Raw genomic sequence first — 16,283 nt, 5'->3', positions numbered from 1 at the left:
GGAAGTAACTTCGCCGAACAACGTGCTGCTGAATTTGGATGGCGAACTAGGCGGGCGTCTGCCGGGCGTGTTCGAAGTGCTGCCGCAGCATCTGCGGGTGTTTGCTTAGAGGAACGCAGGTGTAGAGACATGCAGGGATGTAAAGTGCAAGGATGCAGAAATGCAGAAATGCAGAAATGCAGAAATGCAGAAATGCAGAAATGCAGAAATGCAGAAATGCAGAAATGCAGAAATGCAGGAGTATCTGTTTCTCTGCAAGAGTCGATAGCGGCAGTTGAAAGCAGCCGGTGAAGGCGGCAATCGACAATGGTCGGCATAAGCGGCAGTCCACAGCGGGTGTAGGTAGAATTCGGGCAGCGGAAGGCGGAAACGGAAGCCAGCAGGCTTAAGTAAAGTGTGCCTCTGCCGGGAATAACGTGTTACAATACAGGAGGAAGGAACGTGTCCGGACAGCGGCAGACCGTTGGGGTGCGGAAATCCTCCTTTTTTGTGTGCCTGGAAAATGGAAACATGCGTGATCGGCAGATAGATAGGCTGTGGGCGGGCAGAAGACAGATTGGTAGGCGGCAGATTGCTAGGCAGCCGCTGGATAGGCAGCCGCTGGCGAATTGGCAGACGGCACATGGGCAGATGACGGATTGCACACAGGTAGGCCCAGACGGCAGATTGCTAGGCGAAGTTGCAGGTTTTACAAGATTTATGGCTTTTAAAGTGGCGAATAGCTTGTCATGTTGTAAAAAATGCAAGATTAACGGCTTTTATTGATGTCTTAGGCGAAAAACAAGGTGGAAATGTTGTAAAAAGTGCAACTTGCCGAGGCAAAAGAATAGTTTGACCGCCATAATCCTGTATTTTTTACAGCATGAACGAGTACAATAACAAGATTTATACAAGCGAAAGAAAGATCTATAGAAACGAAAGAAAGATCTATAGAAGCGAAAGAACAAGATCAATACAAGCGAAAGAAGTGAACATAGATGAAAAACAACAGCGGCCGCGGAAACGCGGGAAAAAGCGGAGGTCAGGGACGTGGAGGCGGAAGCGGAAGAAATTCGGGTTCCCGCACCGCCCAAGGAAGCAGCCGGCGCGGCGATGGAGGCAGACAGGGATCCGGACGTGGGCGTACAGCATCCAGACCGCAAGAAGAAATTACCGGCCTGCCGGTTGCGAAGAACGACGAAGTCCAGCTCGATATTATCGGCATGAATCACAGCGGCGAGGGTGTCGGACGTGCAGACGGCTATACGCTGTTTGTAGCGGGTGCCCTGCCGGGCGAGCGGATCTCGGCCAAAGTGTTAATGACCAAAAAGCAGTATGGCTATGCCAAAATGAATACGCTGCTTCAAGCGAGCCCGGCTCGCGTCGAAGCGCCGTGCGAGATCTTTGACCGATGCGGCGGCTGTCAGATTCAGCATATGGACTACGGGGCACAGCTGGAGTGGAAAAGGCAGCAGGTGGCGGACAGTCTTCAGCGAATCGGGAAGCTGAACGTGCAGACGTTTGAAGCGGAGTCTGCGAATGGAGCCTCCACGAATGCAGCTTCTACAAATGGAGCTTTCGGCGAAGCGGCGCTAATGAAGGATGCGACAGGTTTGGAAGAAGGTACAAGGGTTTCCACGGAGACTGCGGAAGCCGGTGCACATGCGGCAGGGCCGAGCGAAGCAGAGAAGCAGGGCAACGCGGCATACGAAGCAGCATCGGCAGCCTCCTCGGCAGCGAACGAAGGCAGCGAAGCGATCGGCTATGCGCCTGAAGCTTCTTCGGAGCAGCCTCTTCAAGCGCTCGAAGAGACCGGATTCGGCGGCGGCGAAGGTGATGAAAATTCGGATGGACGGATTGCTGGCGAAGCGGCAGAGAAGGTCGCAGGCGGTGCGACTGCTCCAACGTTCGGAAGTGCTGCGGACGGCACAGGTACCGATGCTGCGCCGAACTCGTTGGCAAAGGCGTTCGGCGCCGGTACAAGCGCTGCCGCAGACGGTATGAGTGCTCCAGAACTCGACGCTGACACAAGCGCTGCTGCAGACAGCGTATCTGCTTCAGAACTCAGCATTGACGCTGCTGCAGGCGGCGTGTCTGCTCCGGCGCTTGGCGCTGACGCAGGCGGTATCTTGGTGCCGCCCACGCTCGGTATGAGCGATCCGTGGCGCTATCGGAACAAAGCGCAGGTCCCGATGGGCGAAGAGAACGGCCGTCTGATCGGCGGATTCTACGCGCGCGGCAGCCACCGCATCGTCGATATGGAGACGTGCATCATCCAGCACGAAGCCAACGATGAGATGGTCGAAGCGGTTAAAGAAATCGGCCGTGAGCTGGGCATTACCGCTTACGACGAAGAAACAGGCCGCGGACTGCTGCGCCATGTCGTCGTGAAGGTCGCTTTTGCCACAGGGGAGAAGATGGTTGTACTGGTCACGAACAGCGACCGTCTGCCGAAAGCGGAACAGTGGATCGCTGCTATTACCGAGCGAGTACCCGGTGTGAAAAGCATCTGCCACAACGTGAACACCCGTCAGACGAACGTCATCTTCGGCGATATTACCCGAGTGCTGTGGGGCGAGGAAGTCATCCACGACTACATCGGCGATATCAAGTTCGCGATTTCGGCCCGCTCCTTCTACCAGGTTAATCCGGCGCAGACCGAAGTACTGTACGGTAAAACGCTGGAGTACGCAGGTCTGACAGGGAACGAGACGGTGATCGACGCTTACTGCGGTATCGGTACAATCTCGCTGTTCCTGGCGCAGAAAGCCAAGCGCGTCTACGGCGTCGAGATCGTAAAGGAAGCGATCGAAGACGCACGCAAAAACGCGGAAATCAACGGCATCACGAACGCCGAGTTCGAAGTCGGCGCGTCGGAAGACGTGATTCCACGCTGGAAAGAGCAGGGCATCACGCCGGACGTGATCGTCGTCGATCCGCCGCGTAAAGGCTGCGACGCCCGCCTGCTGGAGACGATTATCGAAATGCAGCCGGAGAGAGTCGTGTACGTGTCTTGCAATCCAGCTACGCTGGCGCGCGATCTGCGAGTGCTGGAAGACGGAGGATTCAAGACCACGAAGGTGCAGCCGGTAGATATGTTCCCGCAGACGGTGCATGTGGAGGCTGTGGCATTGCTTACACGGCAGAATTCAAAATAAGCTCGACGCTAAAAACACCAAAATCCAAGTCATCAATTAGGCTTGGGTTTTGGTGTTTTTTTGTTTGAATTCATAGGCTTAAACTTTTAGTCAATCGACTTATTTATAACCCATTTAGAAGATATGCTTTTTTATATTCGAACCAGCGAAGACTATTCAAATGTCTTTTATTAGAACAAGTTTATATGCGGTTTTGGCATTATTTCGGCAGAAGAGAATTAGTAATCTACAAGTAAGTTTATCGATCGCAGGGATCGAGGAAGGAGCTTTCAATGAATCAGTCCATCTGCACATACAGCGAGCCGATCATTCCAGGATTTTATCCCGACCCCAACATCTGCCGAGTTGAATCGGATTACTATTTGATCACCAGTTCTTTTCAATATTTCCCGGGAGTGCCGATCTTCCGCAGCCGCGATCTGGTGAATTGGACTCAAATTGGACATTGTTTGACCCGCCGCAGCCAGCTGGAGTTGGAAGGCTGCCTCAGTTCGATGGGGATCTTCGCGCCTACTCTGCGTTATCACAATGGGCGATTCTATATGATCACGACGAACACTCGATCGTTCCGCAACTTCTATGTATGGGCCGAGCAGCCGGAGGGGCCTTGGTCCGATCCTGTGTGGCTGGACTGGCCGGGCATTGATCCTTCGTTGTTTTTTGATGAAGATGGACATGTTTATATTACAGGTCCAGGCGGCTTTCTCGGCGATGAACAGGCGGGCATTTACCAGGCGGAAATCGATATGAAAAATGGCGAACTTCTAACTGAGCGGCGTTTAATTTGGACCGGAACGGGCGGCAAAGCGCCGGAAGGTCCACATTTGTACCGGATCGGGAGCCAATATTACCTGATCATTGCCGAAGGCGGCACGGAATATGGACATATGGTAACAGCAGCGCGCAGCGAGCGACCGTACGGACCGTTCGAGAGCTGCCCGCATAATCCGATCCTCAGCCATCGAAGCTTGGGTCATCCGGTGCAGGCGACCGGACACGCCGATTTGGTGCAAGCCCAGGACGGCAGCTGGTGGGCGGTCTTTCTTGGCATTCGGCCGGCCCCGGTGCCTTTTGCGGGCCTGCATCATCATCTGGGACGGGAGACGTTTCTGTCGCCGGTGTTCTGGACAGAAGACGGCTGGCCGATCATTGGGGACGCCAGTGAAGCAGTCGGGAGGACAGGAACCGGAAATCTGCCCGCTGACAAGACTCCATTTGAAGAAACAACCTACCACTTCAATCAATCGGCGCTGCCGCTGGAGTGGAATTCACTACGCAATCTGCCGGAGGAATGCTGGAAGCTGGATCAAGAACGCGGAGGGCTTATTCTCTACGGAAATGAAGCGACGTTGGACGATGCGGGTTCACCGGCATTTTTCGGTCGCAGGCAGCAGCATTTCCACTGTGAGGCTTCCGCGCTGCTGGAATTCTGTCCGGAAAGAGAAGCCGAAGAAGCGGGCCTTACCGTCTATATGAACGAGCGGTTTCACTACGAAATTGCGCTGACGCAGAAGGCAGGCAGGCGCCGCATCATCTTTCGCCGGCGAATCGGCACGCTATGGAAAGTCGAGCACGAGGCCGATTACGAAGCGAATTCTATCATTCTAACGGTGAAGGCCGATCCCAAATGGTACGAGTTCTCTTACTCGATGCCTGAAGGCCCGGCCGTTCCCTTCGGCCGAGGGGAGTGTTCGCTGCTGTCTTCGGAAACGGCAGGCGGCTTCACCGGCGTTTATTTGGGATTATATGCTTCTGGCGGAGGAAGCGCATCTTCCGCCGCGGCAGCGTTTCGCTGGTTCCGGTATGCGCCGGGACATCTGGGCGACTCCGAATCCGGAACCGATTAATTGTCGTTTCTTCTTCAATGCGACCGAAACCTTATACGGTTTCGGTTTTTTAGCGTGTGCGTGCTTTTAAATCTGCTGCTGATGGAACTTGCGGTAGTGGTATGGCGTTGCTTCAAACATTTCCTTAAACTTTTTATAGAAAAAAGTGAGGCTGGAATAACCGACCTCTTCTGCAATATCCGGAATGGTCATATTTGAATTTGACAGAAACAGCGCCGCCTGATTCAACCGCTGGATTTGCAGCAGCTCTTTGAATGATTTGCCCGTTCCTTTTTTAAGCAGCGAAGAGAGGTAGTTGGGATGAAAGCCGAATCGGCTGCCCATTTTGGCCAAGCTGCAGTCCTTATAATTCTCCTCAATATATTGAAGGAATTCGATCAGCAGGCCTTCCCCGTTTGGCGAAACTTCCATGCTTTCTCCGGTAGGCAGGCTGCTGGAGCGAATTAGCATGGAAAATAAGGCGACCAGAAACGAATCGATAATTTTCCCGGAGTAGAGGTCCCTGTCGAAAAATTCGCACATAATCTGTTCCATGACGTCAATGACCGGACTGTCCAGTCCCGGCCGAAAGATCAGAAAGCGATGATGCTGCCGATTGTCGATCACAGAATCCAGCATAAAACGCGAAATGATACTTTGTCGGGTCAAACGGCTGAGGAAAGAAGGTGACAAAAAATCACGTTTCATAATGATATTGATGACGATGTCCTGCTCGGTCGCGGCTTTTACGGAATGAGGTGTCCACTGTTCGATCATGATCAAATCGCCTTCGTTCAACAGCCGCTCCCTCTCCTTGATCACGATGCGGCAGCTTCCCCGATATACGAACATCATCTCGATATAGTCGTGCATATGCAGCGGAATTGGCATATTATGCGGCTGCTGAGAGATGGATATACTGTCCGAAATAAGCGAATCGTGAATATCGAATGCTAAGTCGAATAGGAACACCGGTCTGCCTTGTACGTCGATAACTTGCGGACTGCGGCTCCTCATGATTTCATCGCCATCCAGGCTGTCGAGTCTATGTTTTTTAAGAAAATCGACCACTTCATTCCTTTTCACAGAGAATCCCTTCTTTCTTTGTTTCGAGCACTTTTATTTCTTCAAAAAGATACACGTCTATTAGATTCTTAATCGTATCTTAGAATTGAGGCGGTTCTTTTATTTATTTTGCTGAATAGGGTTGTGATCCGAATCTTTGAAAAGAGTAAACATCAACTACCTTTTTAACATTATATAAAAAGAAATGCTCTGCTACCATGAACGTTATAGAGTGCATTCAAACACGATGAACGGAGGAATATCATGCAGCTTAAATTTCCCGAGACTTTTATATGGGGCACGGCTACAGCCGCACACCAAGTAGAAGGATATAACGATAACTGCGACGTCTGGGCTGAAGAGCATTCCGAAGGCTCACCTTACAAAGATCTTTCCGGCGCTGCCGTCGATCATTACAACAGATTCCGAGAGGACATTGCCCTGATGGCCGACATCGGCTTGAAGAGCTACCGGTTTTCCGTGGAATGGGCGCGAATCGAACCGGAACCGGGCGTTTACTCCGCCGAGCAGCTGGATCATTACCGAGAAGTTGTGCAGACCTGTTTGAAGTACGGTTTGAAGCCTTTGGTTACGATGTTCCACTTCACTTCTCCGCAGTGGTTGATGCGCGACGGCGGCTGGAGCAATCCCGAGACGGCAGATCGCTTTGCCAAGTACTGCGAAGTCGTCTTCCGCGAGATCGGTGAGCCGCTCGATTATGTGCTTACTTTCAATGAAGCGAATCTGCCGGTCATGCTGAAGGAACTGTTCACAAACATGGAATTCATGCCTCCGGTTGGTATGGACGCCAAGTCCTGGATTGCCCCGGGCTGGAGAGAATCGGCGGCACGCGCCTGCGGAACGACGGTCGATCGCTACTTTACTTTCCATATGGCTTCGGAAGCAGAATCGATCGCGATCGTTATGGATGCTCACCGGAAAGCGCGGGCCGCGATGAAGGCAATTAAGCCTTCCATACAGATCGGCATGTCTCTGGCGCTGCCCGACGTACAGGCGATCGAAGGTGGGGAAGAGCTGGCGGCCGCCGCCTGGCAGGATTACTTCGGACAATTTTTGCCGGTTATTCGGGAAGATGACTTTCTCGGCGTGCAGAACTATACCACTGAAATCTACGGTTCGCAGGGCGTCATTCCGGCAGGCGAAGAGGACGAGAAGACTGACATGGGCTATGCGTACGCGCCGGAAGCGCTTGGTGCGGTCGTTCGCAAAGTCCATCGTGATCTCAAACTTCCGATCCTGATTACCGAGCACGGAATTGCGACGGAAGACGACGCAAAGCGCTTATCTTTCATCCGTGAAGGACTTAAGGGACTGCATGCCTGCATTCAAGAAGGTATCGACGTACGCGCCTACGCCTATTGGTCCACGTTCGATAACTTCGAGTGGACGTTCGGATATACACCGCGTTTCGGGATCATCGCCGTAGACCGTGAGACGCAGGCTAGAACCGTGAAAAACAGCGGAAAATGGCTCGGCCGCGTTGCGCAGAACAGCGTTCTGCCGCTTGAATTAAAAGTGTAGCAAACGCTCTATGCCGCCGGCGACACCGTCTGCTCTGAAATTGTGCAGGAGACGATGAATACGCAACAGCCGAAGATCATCGTCGTGAGCGGCAGGGAAGATATTTACGAGAAGCATCTGGCGGCTCCGGAAGCGAAGATCCTCTCTGCATATGGAAGCGGTGAACCACTGGACTTTATCAAGAGCTGAGCTGCGGACATTTTCCGAGGAAAAAGGATTCGCCGACCTGCTGCTGATTCCGAATGATGGTGATACGTACTTTTTTGAGTAAAATCAGGCATGGATCGTCCTAAACTCCGCAATTTCCGGGTAATCCGGCAGCATTGGGGTTAATAAGAAACGTGAGATCTTCCATTCGCAATCCGAATTTCCGGAAAGAAAGGAGCATCAAGATGAACGAAAAACAATTGGAACGAATCAAAAACGGTAAAGGGTTTGTGGCGGCACTGGACCAAAGCGGGGGCAGTACGCCGAAGGCACTGTCAGCATACGGCGTGGAAGAAACGGCCTACTCCGACGAAGAGGGCATGTACGCTGCCGTGCACGAGATGCGGACCCGAATCATTAAGAGCAAAGCGTTCGATTCGGAGCGGATTCTTGGTGCGATTCTGTTCGAAAACACGATGGATCGAGAAATCGATGGCAAGCTGACTTCAGATTATTTGTGGGAAGAGAAAGGCATCGTTCCGTTCCTGAAGGTAGACAAAGGACTGGCAGAAGAGGAAAACGGTGTTCAGCTGATGAAGCCGATGCCGGATCTGGATGGGCTGCTGAAGCGTGCGAAAGAGCGGAATATTTTCGGCACCAAGATGCGTTCGGTCATTAATAAGGCTCAGCCCGACGGCATCAAACAGGTGGTCGAGCAGCAGTTCGAGATCGGCAAGCAGATCGCCGCGGCGGGGCTGGTTCCGATCATCGAGCCCGAAGTCAGTGTACTGATCGACGACAAAGCCCAGGCGGAGGAACTGCTTAAGCACGAGATATCTAAGCAGCTGTCCGAGCTTGATCCAGACACGAAGGTCATGCTCAAACTGACGATTCCGACGGAGGACAACCTCTATCACGATCTGATCGAGGACCCTCATGTGATCCGCGTCGTAGCGCTGTCCGGCGGTTATCCGCAGAAGGAAGCGAACGAGAAGCTGACCCGCAACCACGGCCTGATCGCCAGCTTCTCCCGTGCGCTGTCGCAGGACCTGAGCTTCAGCCAATCGGAGGAAGAGTTCGATAAGACGCTGTCCGCTGCGATTGAATCGATCTATGCAGCTTCAATTACCTGATTCAACTGATCGTTCCATACAAGCGGGAGTTACATGTTCAATCAGGAAATGAACGAAAATTCTAGTAAACCGTTGTCTGCACAAAAGGTATACGGTTCGATCGGATTTACAATATTCAAAATATAGATCTGCAATTGAGGTCAGTCGCTTTCAGCTATAAAAGAGAAAACCCGGACTTCCTGATGGAAGTCCGGGTTTTTCGACTATTCTGCCTGCCGCTATTCTTTTCTCCATGCACTAAATTGCAAAAGATCTTGGAAAACGCCTACTCCCAGCAGTACCGCTGTAAAGAGCATGCAGCATAGATTCATCTTTCGACTAAATCCTCGTTTGAATCCGTCTGCGAGAATATAAACAAACAAGAGCAAATTAGGGATCAGTAAAATTACATAGATTTCAAACATGTCCCATCCCGTATAAGCCTGCGGTGCCAAGATGAAGGCGCTTATACCGAAAAACCAACCGGCAGCATAAAACGGAATAAGCAGAAGATTAAGAACGATATAAAAAAGCACGGTTTTAATCAAAATAAATTCCTCCAGGTTAGTCCTCCATCCAGTTCATTGCAGGATAAAACCTTCTTTTATAGGGATAATTCCTTTTTTTGATTGTTCAATTGCTATTTTAGCATAAATGAAGTGCACTACATTCAACTTAAATATTCAATCATTCGTTCTGCACTGAACCACCCGCTAGCTTGCCTGTATGAGAAGCGTGGGTTACCGTTCCCTTACGTTCCCTGCGTCTTTTTTCGTATATCGACTATGGTTTCCCCGCCTTGTGAAACAGTTCCTCACCTGCTATACTGATTCCCGATTGATTGAACGGACAAGAAAGCGGGGGATTGAAGCGTGGCGAGCATACGGGAAGTGGCCAAGCTGGCGCAGGTTGCGCCGAGCACGGTGTCAAGAGCGCTGAACAGCAGCGGCTATGTGGCGGAAGAAACGAGGGAGAAGATCAAAGCGGCGGTCGCCGAGCTCGATTACGTACCGAATCAATGGATTCGCAATCTGTATCGGCAGAGCACCGGAATTATAGGGGTAGTGGCTCCCGGGTTGATCCATCCTTTTTTCTCGTCGTTGTGGAATCATCTGGAGCTGGAACTGCGCAAGTTCGGCTACAATATGATGCTGTGCAGCACAGGGGGAGATGAGCAGCGGGAGCGGGAATACCTCGATACGCTGGAACGTAATCTGTTTGATGGCGTGATTGACGGGGCGGCGGTGCTGCCGGACGAGAACTACGCGAAGCTGGAGAAGCCAATCGTGTTCCTGGACCGAATCGTGCCGGGCATTCCCGTTGTCAGTTCCGATCACCGACAAGGCGGAGAATTGGCAGCGAAAAAGTTCCTGGAATGCGGATGCCGCAAAGTACTGCACACGGTCGGCGACCGGCAGTACCGGCTGCAGTCGCACGAAGGCGATGATGCGCTCGACCGCTATCTGCAGGAGCACGGCGTCGAGACGATTCGGGAAGAAGTCTCGTGGGACGATACGACCGATTATGCGAGCTGCTATAAATTGACGAAAAAGCTGCTGACCGCGCATCCGGACGTGGACGGCGTATTGGCATCCGATCTACAGGCAGCGGCGTTTCTGAAAGCTGCCGCATCGCTTGGCATCGACATGCCGGGGAAGCTGAATATCATTGCCTACGACGGCACCTTTGTAACGGATTTCAACTCGACAACGCCTACGGCGATCGTACAGGATGTGCGAACCATTGCCCGTCAGACGGTAGCCGTGCTGTTGAAGCGAATCAACGGACAGCAGTTGGCGCAAGATCAGATTGTCGTTCCTATTACGTTAGTCGAAGGAGAAACGACGAATCGGACATCTTTCAAAGCAAAATAAATTTAAGGAACTGTTCCACAAAAAAAGATTGACCTTCCGTGATAAGGGGTGTATTCTTAATTCCACTGGAACAGTTCCACAAGTTCGGCAGGAGCCGAATTTTTTATTACTGATTTGTGGAACAGTTCCATTTGTAGGCTAGTCCCCTTTCAATAAGCTGTTATGAAATCGGATTCAAGGATTGAGAGTTCAGAATTTAAGCTAATCGAGATTTTAATGGGCAGCCAAATTTTTTTAAATTAATGTGGAACAGTTCCACTCAAATAACGGAGGACGTATGGACAAACAATGGTGGAAGCGGTCGGTCATGTATCAGATTTACCCGCAGAGCTTTAAGGACTCCAACGGAGATGGGATCGGCGATCTGCCGGGCATTATCGAGAAACTGGATTATTTGGCCGAGCTCGGCATCGATGTCCTGTGGATCTGCCCAATCTTCCGGTCGCCAATGGTGGACAATGGGTACGATGTTGCGGATTACCGCAGCGTGGACCCCATGTTCGGAAGGGACGAGGATCTCGACGAACTGATCGCGGCAGCGGAACTCAGAGGAATCAAGATTGTGCTTGATCTGGTACTCAACCACTGTTCGGACCGGCATGAATGGTTCCAGCGCGCGCTGGAATATCCGAATTCGGAAGAAGCCGGGTATTTCTACTTCCGGCATACGGACGACGGACAGCCTCCGAATAACTGGCGTTCCAACTTCGGCGGTTCGGCCTGGGCCCAGACGGAGGACGGCAGATGGTATCTGCATACATTTGCCAAGGAGCAGCCGGATCTCAACTGGGAGAATCCTAAGCTGCGCCGCGAGTTGTACGACATGATCAACTGGTGGCTGGACAAAGGTGTCGGAGGATTCCGGATCGATGCGATCACTTTTATCAAAAAGGATCTGTCGTTCGCTTCTGGAGAGGTGGAAGAAGGCGCTTTGTACCCGATCGAAAACTTCCAGAGCTATCCGGGAATTAGCGAATTCCTGACCGAGTTGAAGCGCGAAACGTTCGCCAAGTACGATGCCGTTACGGTAGCGGAAGCGCCTGGCGTTTCGCCGGAGCTGTTTGCCGAATACGCGGGACCGGACGGACACTTCTCGATGATCTTCGATTTCAATTGGGATCATATAAAAGGTGTCTCCGTCAAATGCGATCCGGATTCCGTAGCCGCTTGGCGCAGCCGGATATTCGAGAGCGTACTGCATACACAGAAGCACGGCTGGAGCGCAATCTTCCTGGAAAACCATGATCAGGCGCGCTGCCCGGACAAGTTTCTCGACAAAGACAAGCACAGCCGGGACAGCATGGCCTGCCTGGCCACGACGTACATGCTGCTTCGGGGCACGCCTTTTATTTATCAAGGGCAGGAGCTGGGGATGACGAACGGGATGCGAAGCGGAATCGGCGAATTTCAGGATGTGTCCGCGCTGAATCAATGGGAAGAAGGGCTGGCGCAGGGACGTTCCGAGGAAGAAATGCTCCGGGAATTGAACGACTACGGCCGAGACAACGCCCGTTCGCCGTTTCAGTGGAATGCGGAGCCGAACGCCGGATTCACGACAGGAACTCCTTGGATGCCGGTGCATCCGGATTACCGGCAGGTGAATGCGGAGAAATTGCAGGCCGACGCTTCTTCGATCTGGGCCTATTACAAGGAATTGATCGCTTTTAGAAAAAGCGAGGAGTGGAGCGATATACTGGCGTTCGGCAGCTTCGAACCGGCGCTGACCGAATATCCGTCGCTGATCGCTTATCGGAGAAACTTTGAGGGGCGGACGCTGCTCGTACTAAACAATTTTGGAGACGAGCTGAAGCTTCCGCTGGAAGGAAGACAGATTGTATTCAACAGCTTTACTGGCCAGGAGTCATCAGCAACGGCGGACGGCCTCCTGAACCTGCTGCCGTATCAGTCGGTCGTATTGGTAGAGTCGAAATAAACGAAGATCGGGGAGGGTAAGACGCATGGGGAAGAGATCGACATGGAGCAGATGGACGGCGGGAGCAGCCGGCCTCGCGCTCGGCGCCGTACTGCTGTCGGGCTGCGGAAGCCAGGAAGCGAAAGCTCCCACGAACTACGACTTTTATATTTTCAACGGCAAATCGGAAAACGCGGAAGCGATGGAAGAAGTCGTGGATCGATATGAAGCGGAAACGGGCCTTACGATCAAGCTGTTTTCTCTAGGCACGACCGACGTGGCGGAAACGCTCCGATCCGAGATGAATTCAAGCGCTAAGCCGGCCCTGTTCTCTACAAATATCGGGGGTGTTATGGAATGGTCCGAGAGCGGAGCAATTCTTGATCTGAACGAAGCGTCCAACCCAGAGTTGAAGGCGCTTGCAGCAGAAGTGCCGGAACCGCTGCGGCTCAGCGCGGACGGCTCGCAGAATTACGGGATTCCCTATAACATTGAAGGCTACGGCCTGATTGTCGATACGCGGATGGCGGAGCAGCTGTTCGATCTGGAAAATCCGGAACCGTTTCTTGAAGACTTCAAGGCGGCGACCTATGACGAATTCGAAAATCTCGTGAACCAAGTCGATGCTTACATCGCGACCGGGCAGGCTGATCAAGTCATGCTTAACGGCAGCCCTTACCCGTTTGCCGCCTCGAAAACGGAACTTACCTCCCGGCTGACCGGTGTGTTCGCCGAAGCCGGCGCGGAGAAATGGACCTACGGGGACCATATGGGCAATATAGCGCTGAATGCCGTCTTCAGCAGCGCCGTTGATGCCAGAAACGCTTCGGAGGAACAGGTTGAGCAGCTGAAAGGTCCACTGGAGAAGCTCGCCCGGACGCTCGATCTGTATTCGGCCCATGCAGCGGGAATGGAAGGACCGCTGGAACGAGGGCCTTCCTACATCAATTCGACCACAGCGAGCTACGACGTATCGGTACAGCTTTTTGCTACCGGTAAAGCACTGTTCCTGAAGCAGGGAAACTGGGTGTACCCGAACATCGAAAAGCTGAACGCGGACATTCTGCCGACGCTGACTTTCCTACCGATCAAGCTTCCGCTTCAGCAGGAAGACATCCAAGTCGAAGGGCTTACAGTAGAACAATTCAACCGCTCTGTCCCGCAGTTTGTTCCATCCTATTATGCCATCAATACGAAAGTAACGGAGCGTGAGCAGGAATTGGCGCAGCAGTTCCTCGTCTGGCTGAATACGACAGAGGAAGGCCGGCGCACGATCGTCGAAGACTTTCAGTTTATTCCGTACAACGCGGACGACAGCGTGAAATTCGAAAATACACTTAACAACTCATTGATTCAGTATCAACTGGCTGGCGATACACTGTCCAATCCGTTCAACGGCTCGCCGGCAGGCGGAGCTTATTGGGGCCAAGAAGTATTCGGATCGATTCTGCAGGAACGCTATTACAACCGTGAAGGCGAATGGACGCCGGAAGACTATCGGACGATCGCCGAGCAATCTGTTCAAGGCTGGCAGGACGTCATGTATTAAAAGTATAGGGAGGCTGCTGAAATGAGTGGTTATTACAAGAAATGGTTTTGGCCTCTGGCGCTGCCAGGCTTGATCCTGTTCGCCGCTGTCGTGCTGGTGCCGTTCCTGATTGGCTTGTTCTATTCGTTTACGTCATGGCGCGGCACCTATTTCGTCGGAGGAAGCGCTTGGTCTTCCTTCGTCGGGCTGGACAATTACACGCGCATCTTCCAGAGCCGTCAGTTCCTGCACGCCCTGCTGTATACGCTTGAATTTACGGCACTTGCGGTGATCTCGATCAGCGCAGCGGGACTGCTGCTGGCGCTGCTGCTCGATTATGCCGGGAAGCGCGTTGCCCTGTTCCGCACCGTCTTTTTCCTGCCGAATCTGCTGGGCGGACTTGCGCTGGGGTTTATCTGGCAGTTTATTTTCCAAAATGTCTTCAACCGAATGTTCGGCGAGGGCGGGTTGAATATCGAATTTCTGACCAACATGACTCAGGACTCGACAAAAAATCTGTTTGCTCTCGTCATTATGGTGACCTGGCAGATGGCGGGCTACATGATGATCATCTTCGTTGCCGGCCTGAACAATATTCCGCGTGATCTGTATGAAGCGGGCTCGCTCGACGGAGCGAATGCCTGGACCAAGTTCCGTTATATTACGCTGCCGATGCTCATGCCGTCGATCACGATCGTGCTGTTCCTGACGCTGGCCAGCTGCCTGAAGCTGCTGGATCAGAACGTTGCGCTGACAAACGGCTCGTTCAATACGTCGATGCTGTCGCTGCAGATTCTGCGGACTGTCCGCTATACGCAGCCGCCGGATTACGGTCAGGCACAAGCTCAAGCTGTTGTCTTCTTCGTTCTGGTCGCTATCATCGGCCTGATTCAAGTCTATATCACGAAGAAAAAGGAGGTGGACGCATGATCCGCGCTGCTTCGCCTGAAGTTCGCAAACCAGCCCTCCGCCTTCCGGGAGGCAGAATTGCGGCGTATGCCGCTCTAATTCTGCTTGCGCTGTGCACGCTGTTTCCACTGCTGTTCCTGTTCGTCAACTCGTTTAAGGACCAGGGAGCAATCGTGGCCCAGCCGATGGCGCTGCCGAAGGAATGGTCGTTCGCCTATATCTCGAGTGCACTGACCCAGATCCATTTTGTTCAGGCAGCACTGATTACGGCAGGCATTACCATTTTGTCGGTCGGTCTGATCGTTTTCTGCTCTTCGCTGCTGTCCTGGATGCTTGTGCGCAACAATTCTCTCAGCAGCCGGATTCTGCTGCTCGTTCTGACGGCGGCCATGCTGGTGCCTTTCCAATCGCTGATGTATCCGCTTATTCATCAATTCGAATCATTCGGTCTCAAGAACATTCCGGGACTCATTCTGATGTACGGAGGTTTCGGACTCGGCATGTCGGTATTTCTGTACCATGGCTTTATACGCAGCGTTCCGCTGGCGCTCGAAGAAGCGGCGCTGATCGACGGCGCAAGCATCGGAAGCCTCTTTTTCCGAGTCGTATTCCCACTGGTGCAGCCGATTACAGTAACGGTCATTATCTTGAATGCGCTCTGGATCTGGAACGACTATCTGCTGCCGTTCCTTGTGCTGGGCAATGCGGAGTACAAAACACTGACCCTTGAGCTGTACTATGCCAAGATGCTCGCCGGACAGTTCAGCAACCCGTGGGAATTGATCTTCCCTGCTGTGTTCGGTTCGATTATTCCAATCGTCGTGCTGTACTTGTTCCTGCAAAAATACTTCATCAAAGGGGTCACAGAAGGAGCGGTCAAGTAATCTCGCGATAAAGAGGGGATTGGCTGCCGGCTCTAAATAATCGTTCCTACGGACTGTGTATATGGAGGCTGAAGCACTGTTTAAGGGATGGGGTTTGGAGTGAGTAAAGGAGTAAATGAGACAGACACGAAAAAAGACGCGAATGAGTTCGCGTCTTTTTTTGTGAAGTCTTATGCTTGTTCATCAACTTGAATATTCGATTGAAGAGGCATTGGATATGGCCCACATCAAGAATATGATTGATAATCCCGTTGTGGCTGCTGAGTATCATCGATATATGAAGCAGTGTTAATTTCGAACATTGATTTTTGTTGCAAATTCAATAAAAACACAATAAATTAAATATA

General features: G+C 52.2%; 11 protein-coding genes and 2 pseudogenes. 11 read left to right on the top strand and 2 right to left on the bottom strand.

Annotated elements, in window-relative coordinates; genetic code table 11:
* The 3 genes and pseudogenes from F456_RS24905 to F456_RS0116815 all read left to right on the top strand — a co-directional run.
* A pseudogene (locus tag F456_RS24905) lies at nt 1-109 on the top strand (diacylglycerol kinase); the annotation flags it as partial.
* A gap of 868 nt (nt 110-977) precedes the next feature.
* Nucleotides 978-3,137 (top strand): 23S rRNA (uracil(1939)-C(5))-methyltransferase RlmD, encoded by a 2,160-nt coding sequence (gene rlmD / locus F456_RS24900; protein ID WP_018978221.1) that lies wholly within the window; start codon nt 978-980, stop codon nt 3,135-3,137.
* Nucleotides 3,138-3,409: 272 nt separating this feature from the next.
* Nucleotides 3,410-4,984 (top strand): glycoside hydrolase family 43 protein, encoded by a 1,575-nt coding sequence (locus tag F456_RS0116815; RefSeq protein WP_018978220.1) that lies wholly within the window; start codon nt 3,410-3,412, stop codon nt 4,982-4,984.
* Between the two features lie 66 nt (nt 4,985-5,050).
* Here F456_RS0116815 and F456_RS0116810 read toward each other — a convergent pair whose 3' ends face one another.
* Nucleotides 5,051-6,049 (bottom strand): AraC family transcriptional regulator, encoded by a 999-nt coding sequence (locus F456_RS0116810; RefSeq protein ID WP_018978219.1) that lies wholly within the window; start codon nt 6,047-6,049, stop codon nt 5,051-5,053.
* Between the two features lie 243 nt (nt 6,050-6,292).
* Between F456_RS0116810 and F456_RS0116805 the strand changes: the two genes are divergently transcribed.
* From F456_RS0116805 to F456_RS0116795, 3 genes and pseudogenes are all read left to right on the top strand, one after another.
* Nucleotides 6,293-7,570: a glycoside hydrolase family 1 protein gene (locus F456_RS0116805; RefSeq protein ID WP_018978218.1), complete on the top strand. Its 1,278-nt coding sequence runs from the start codon at nt 6,293-6,295 to the stop codon at nt 7,568-7,570.
* Nucleotides 7,571-7,841 (top strand): annotated as a pseudogene (locus tag F456_RS24895) (MBL fold metallo-hydrolase); the annotation flags it as partial.
* Between the two features lie 121 nt (nt 7,842-7,962).
* Entirely contained in the window at nt 7,963-8,850 is an 888-nt protein-coding gene (locus F456_RS0116795) for a fructose bisphosphate aldolase (protein WP_018978216.1), read from the top strand.
* Nucleotides 8,851-9,068: 218 nt separating this feature from the next.
* Here F456_RS0116795 and F456_RS0116790 read toward each other — a convergent pair whose 3' ends face one another.
* Entirely contained in the window at nt 9,069-9,377 is a 309-nt protein-coding gene (locus F456_RS0116790) for a hypothetical protein (RefSeq protein WP_018978215.1), read from the bottom strand.
* A gap of 324 nt (nt 9,378-9,701) precedes the next feature.
* Here F456_RS0116790 and F456_RS0116785 point away from each other — a divergent pair, with 324 nt between their 5' ends.
* The 5 genes from F456_RS0116785 (at nt 9,702) to F456_RS0116765 (ending at nt 15,936) form a co-directional block, all read left to right on the top strand.
* Nucleotides 9,702-10,703, top strand: a complete 1,002-nt coding sequence (locus F456_RS0116785) for a LacI family DNA-binding transcriptional regulator (protein WP_018978214.1) — start codon at nt 9,702-9,704, stop codon at nt 10,701-10,703.
* Nucleotides 10,704-10,980: 277 nt separating this feature from the next.
* Nucleotides 10,981-12,636 (top strand): alpha-glucosidase, encoded by a 1,656-nt coding sequence (locus F456_RS0116780; RefSeq protein WP_018978213.1) that lies wholly within the window; start codon nt 10,981-10,983, stop codon nt 12,634-12,636.
* A 25-nt stretch (nt 12,637-12,661) separates the two neighbouring features.
* The gene (locus tag F456_RS0116775; RefSeq protein WP_018978212.1) at nt 12,662-14,164 is read left to right on the top strand and encodes an ABC transporter substrate-binding protein; all 1,503 of its coding nucleotides are present in this window, start codon (nt 12,662-12,664) and stop codon (nt 14,162-14,164) included.
* 21 nt (nt 14,165-14,185) lie between these two features.
* Nucleotides 14,186-15,073: a carbohydrate ABC transporter permease gene (locus tag F456_RS0116770; protein ID WP_018978211.1), complete on the top strand. Its 888-nt coding sequence runs from the start codon at nt 14,186-14,188 to the stop codon at nt 15,071-15,073.
* Nucleotides 15,070-15,936: a carbohydrate ABC transporter permease gene (locus tag F456_RS0116765; RefSeq protein WP_018978210.1), complete on the top strand. Its 867-nt coding sequence runs from the start codon at nt 15,070-15,072 to the stop codon at nt 15,934-15,936. The genes F456_RS0116770 and F456_RS0116765 overlap by 4 nt, the downstream gene beginning before the upstream one ends.
* Nucleotides 15,937-16,283: the final 347 nt, after the last annotated feature.

It is taken from the genome of Saccharibacillus kuerlensis DSM 22868 (genome assembly GCF_000378145.1).
Taxonomy (GTDB): domain Bacteria; phylum Bacillota; class Bacilli; order Paenibacillales; family Paenibacillaceae; genus Saccharibacillus; species Saccharibacillus kuerlensis.
Note: the sequence above shows the minus strand (reverse complement) of the source record. Positions and strands in the feature narration are given on the sequence as shown.

Coding starts and splice junctions, on each gene's coding strand:
- F456_RS0116780 (WP_018978213.1), top strand. CDS start 10,981: ATGGACAAACAATGGTGGAAGCGGTCGGTCATGTATCAGATTTACCCG.
- F456_RS0116815 (WP_018978220.1), top strand. CDS start 3,410: ATGAATCAGTCCATCTGCACATACAGCGAGCCGATCATTCCAGGATTT.
- F456_RS0116805 (WP_018978218.1), top strand. CDS start 6,293: ATGCAGCTTAAATTTCCCGAGACTTTTATATGGGGCACGGCTACAGCC.
- F456_RS0116765 (WP_018978210.1), top strand. CDS start 15,070: ATGATCCGCGCTGCTTCGCCTGAAGTTCGCAAACCAGCCCTCCGCCTT.
- F456_RS0116795 (WP_018978216.1), top strand. CDS start 7,963: ATGAACGAAAAACAATTGGAACGAATCAAAAACGGTAAAGGGTTTGTG.
- F456_RS0116770 (WP_018978211.1), top strand. CDS start 14,186: ATGAGTGGTTATTACAAGAAATGGTTTTGGCCTCTGGCGCTGCCAGGC.
- rlmD (WP_018978221.1), top strand. CDS start 978: ATGAAAAACAACAGCGGCCGCGGAAACGCGGGAAAAAGCGGAGGTCAG.
- F456_RS0116775 (WP_018978212.1), top strand. CDS start 12,662: ATGGGGAAGAGATCGACATGGAGCAGATGGACGGCGGGAGCAGCCGGC.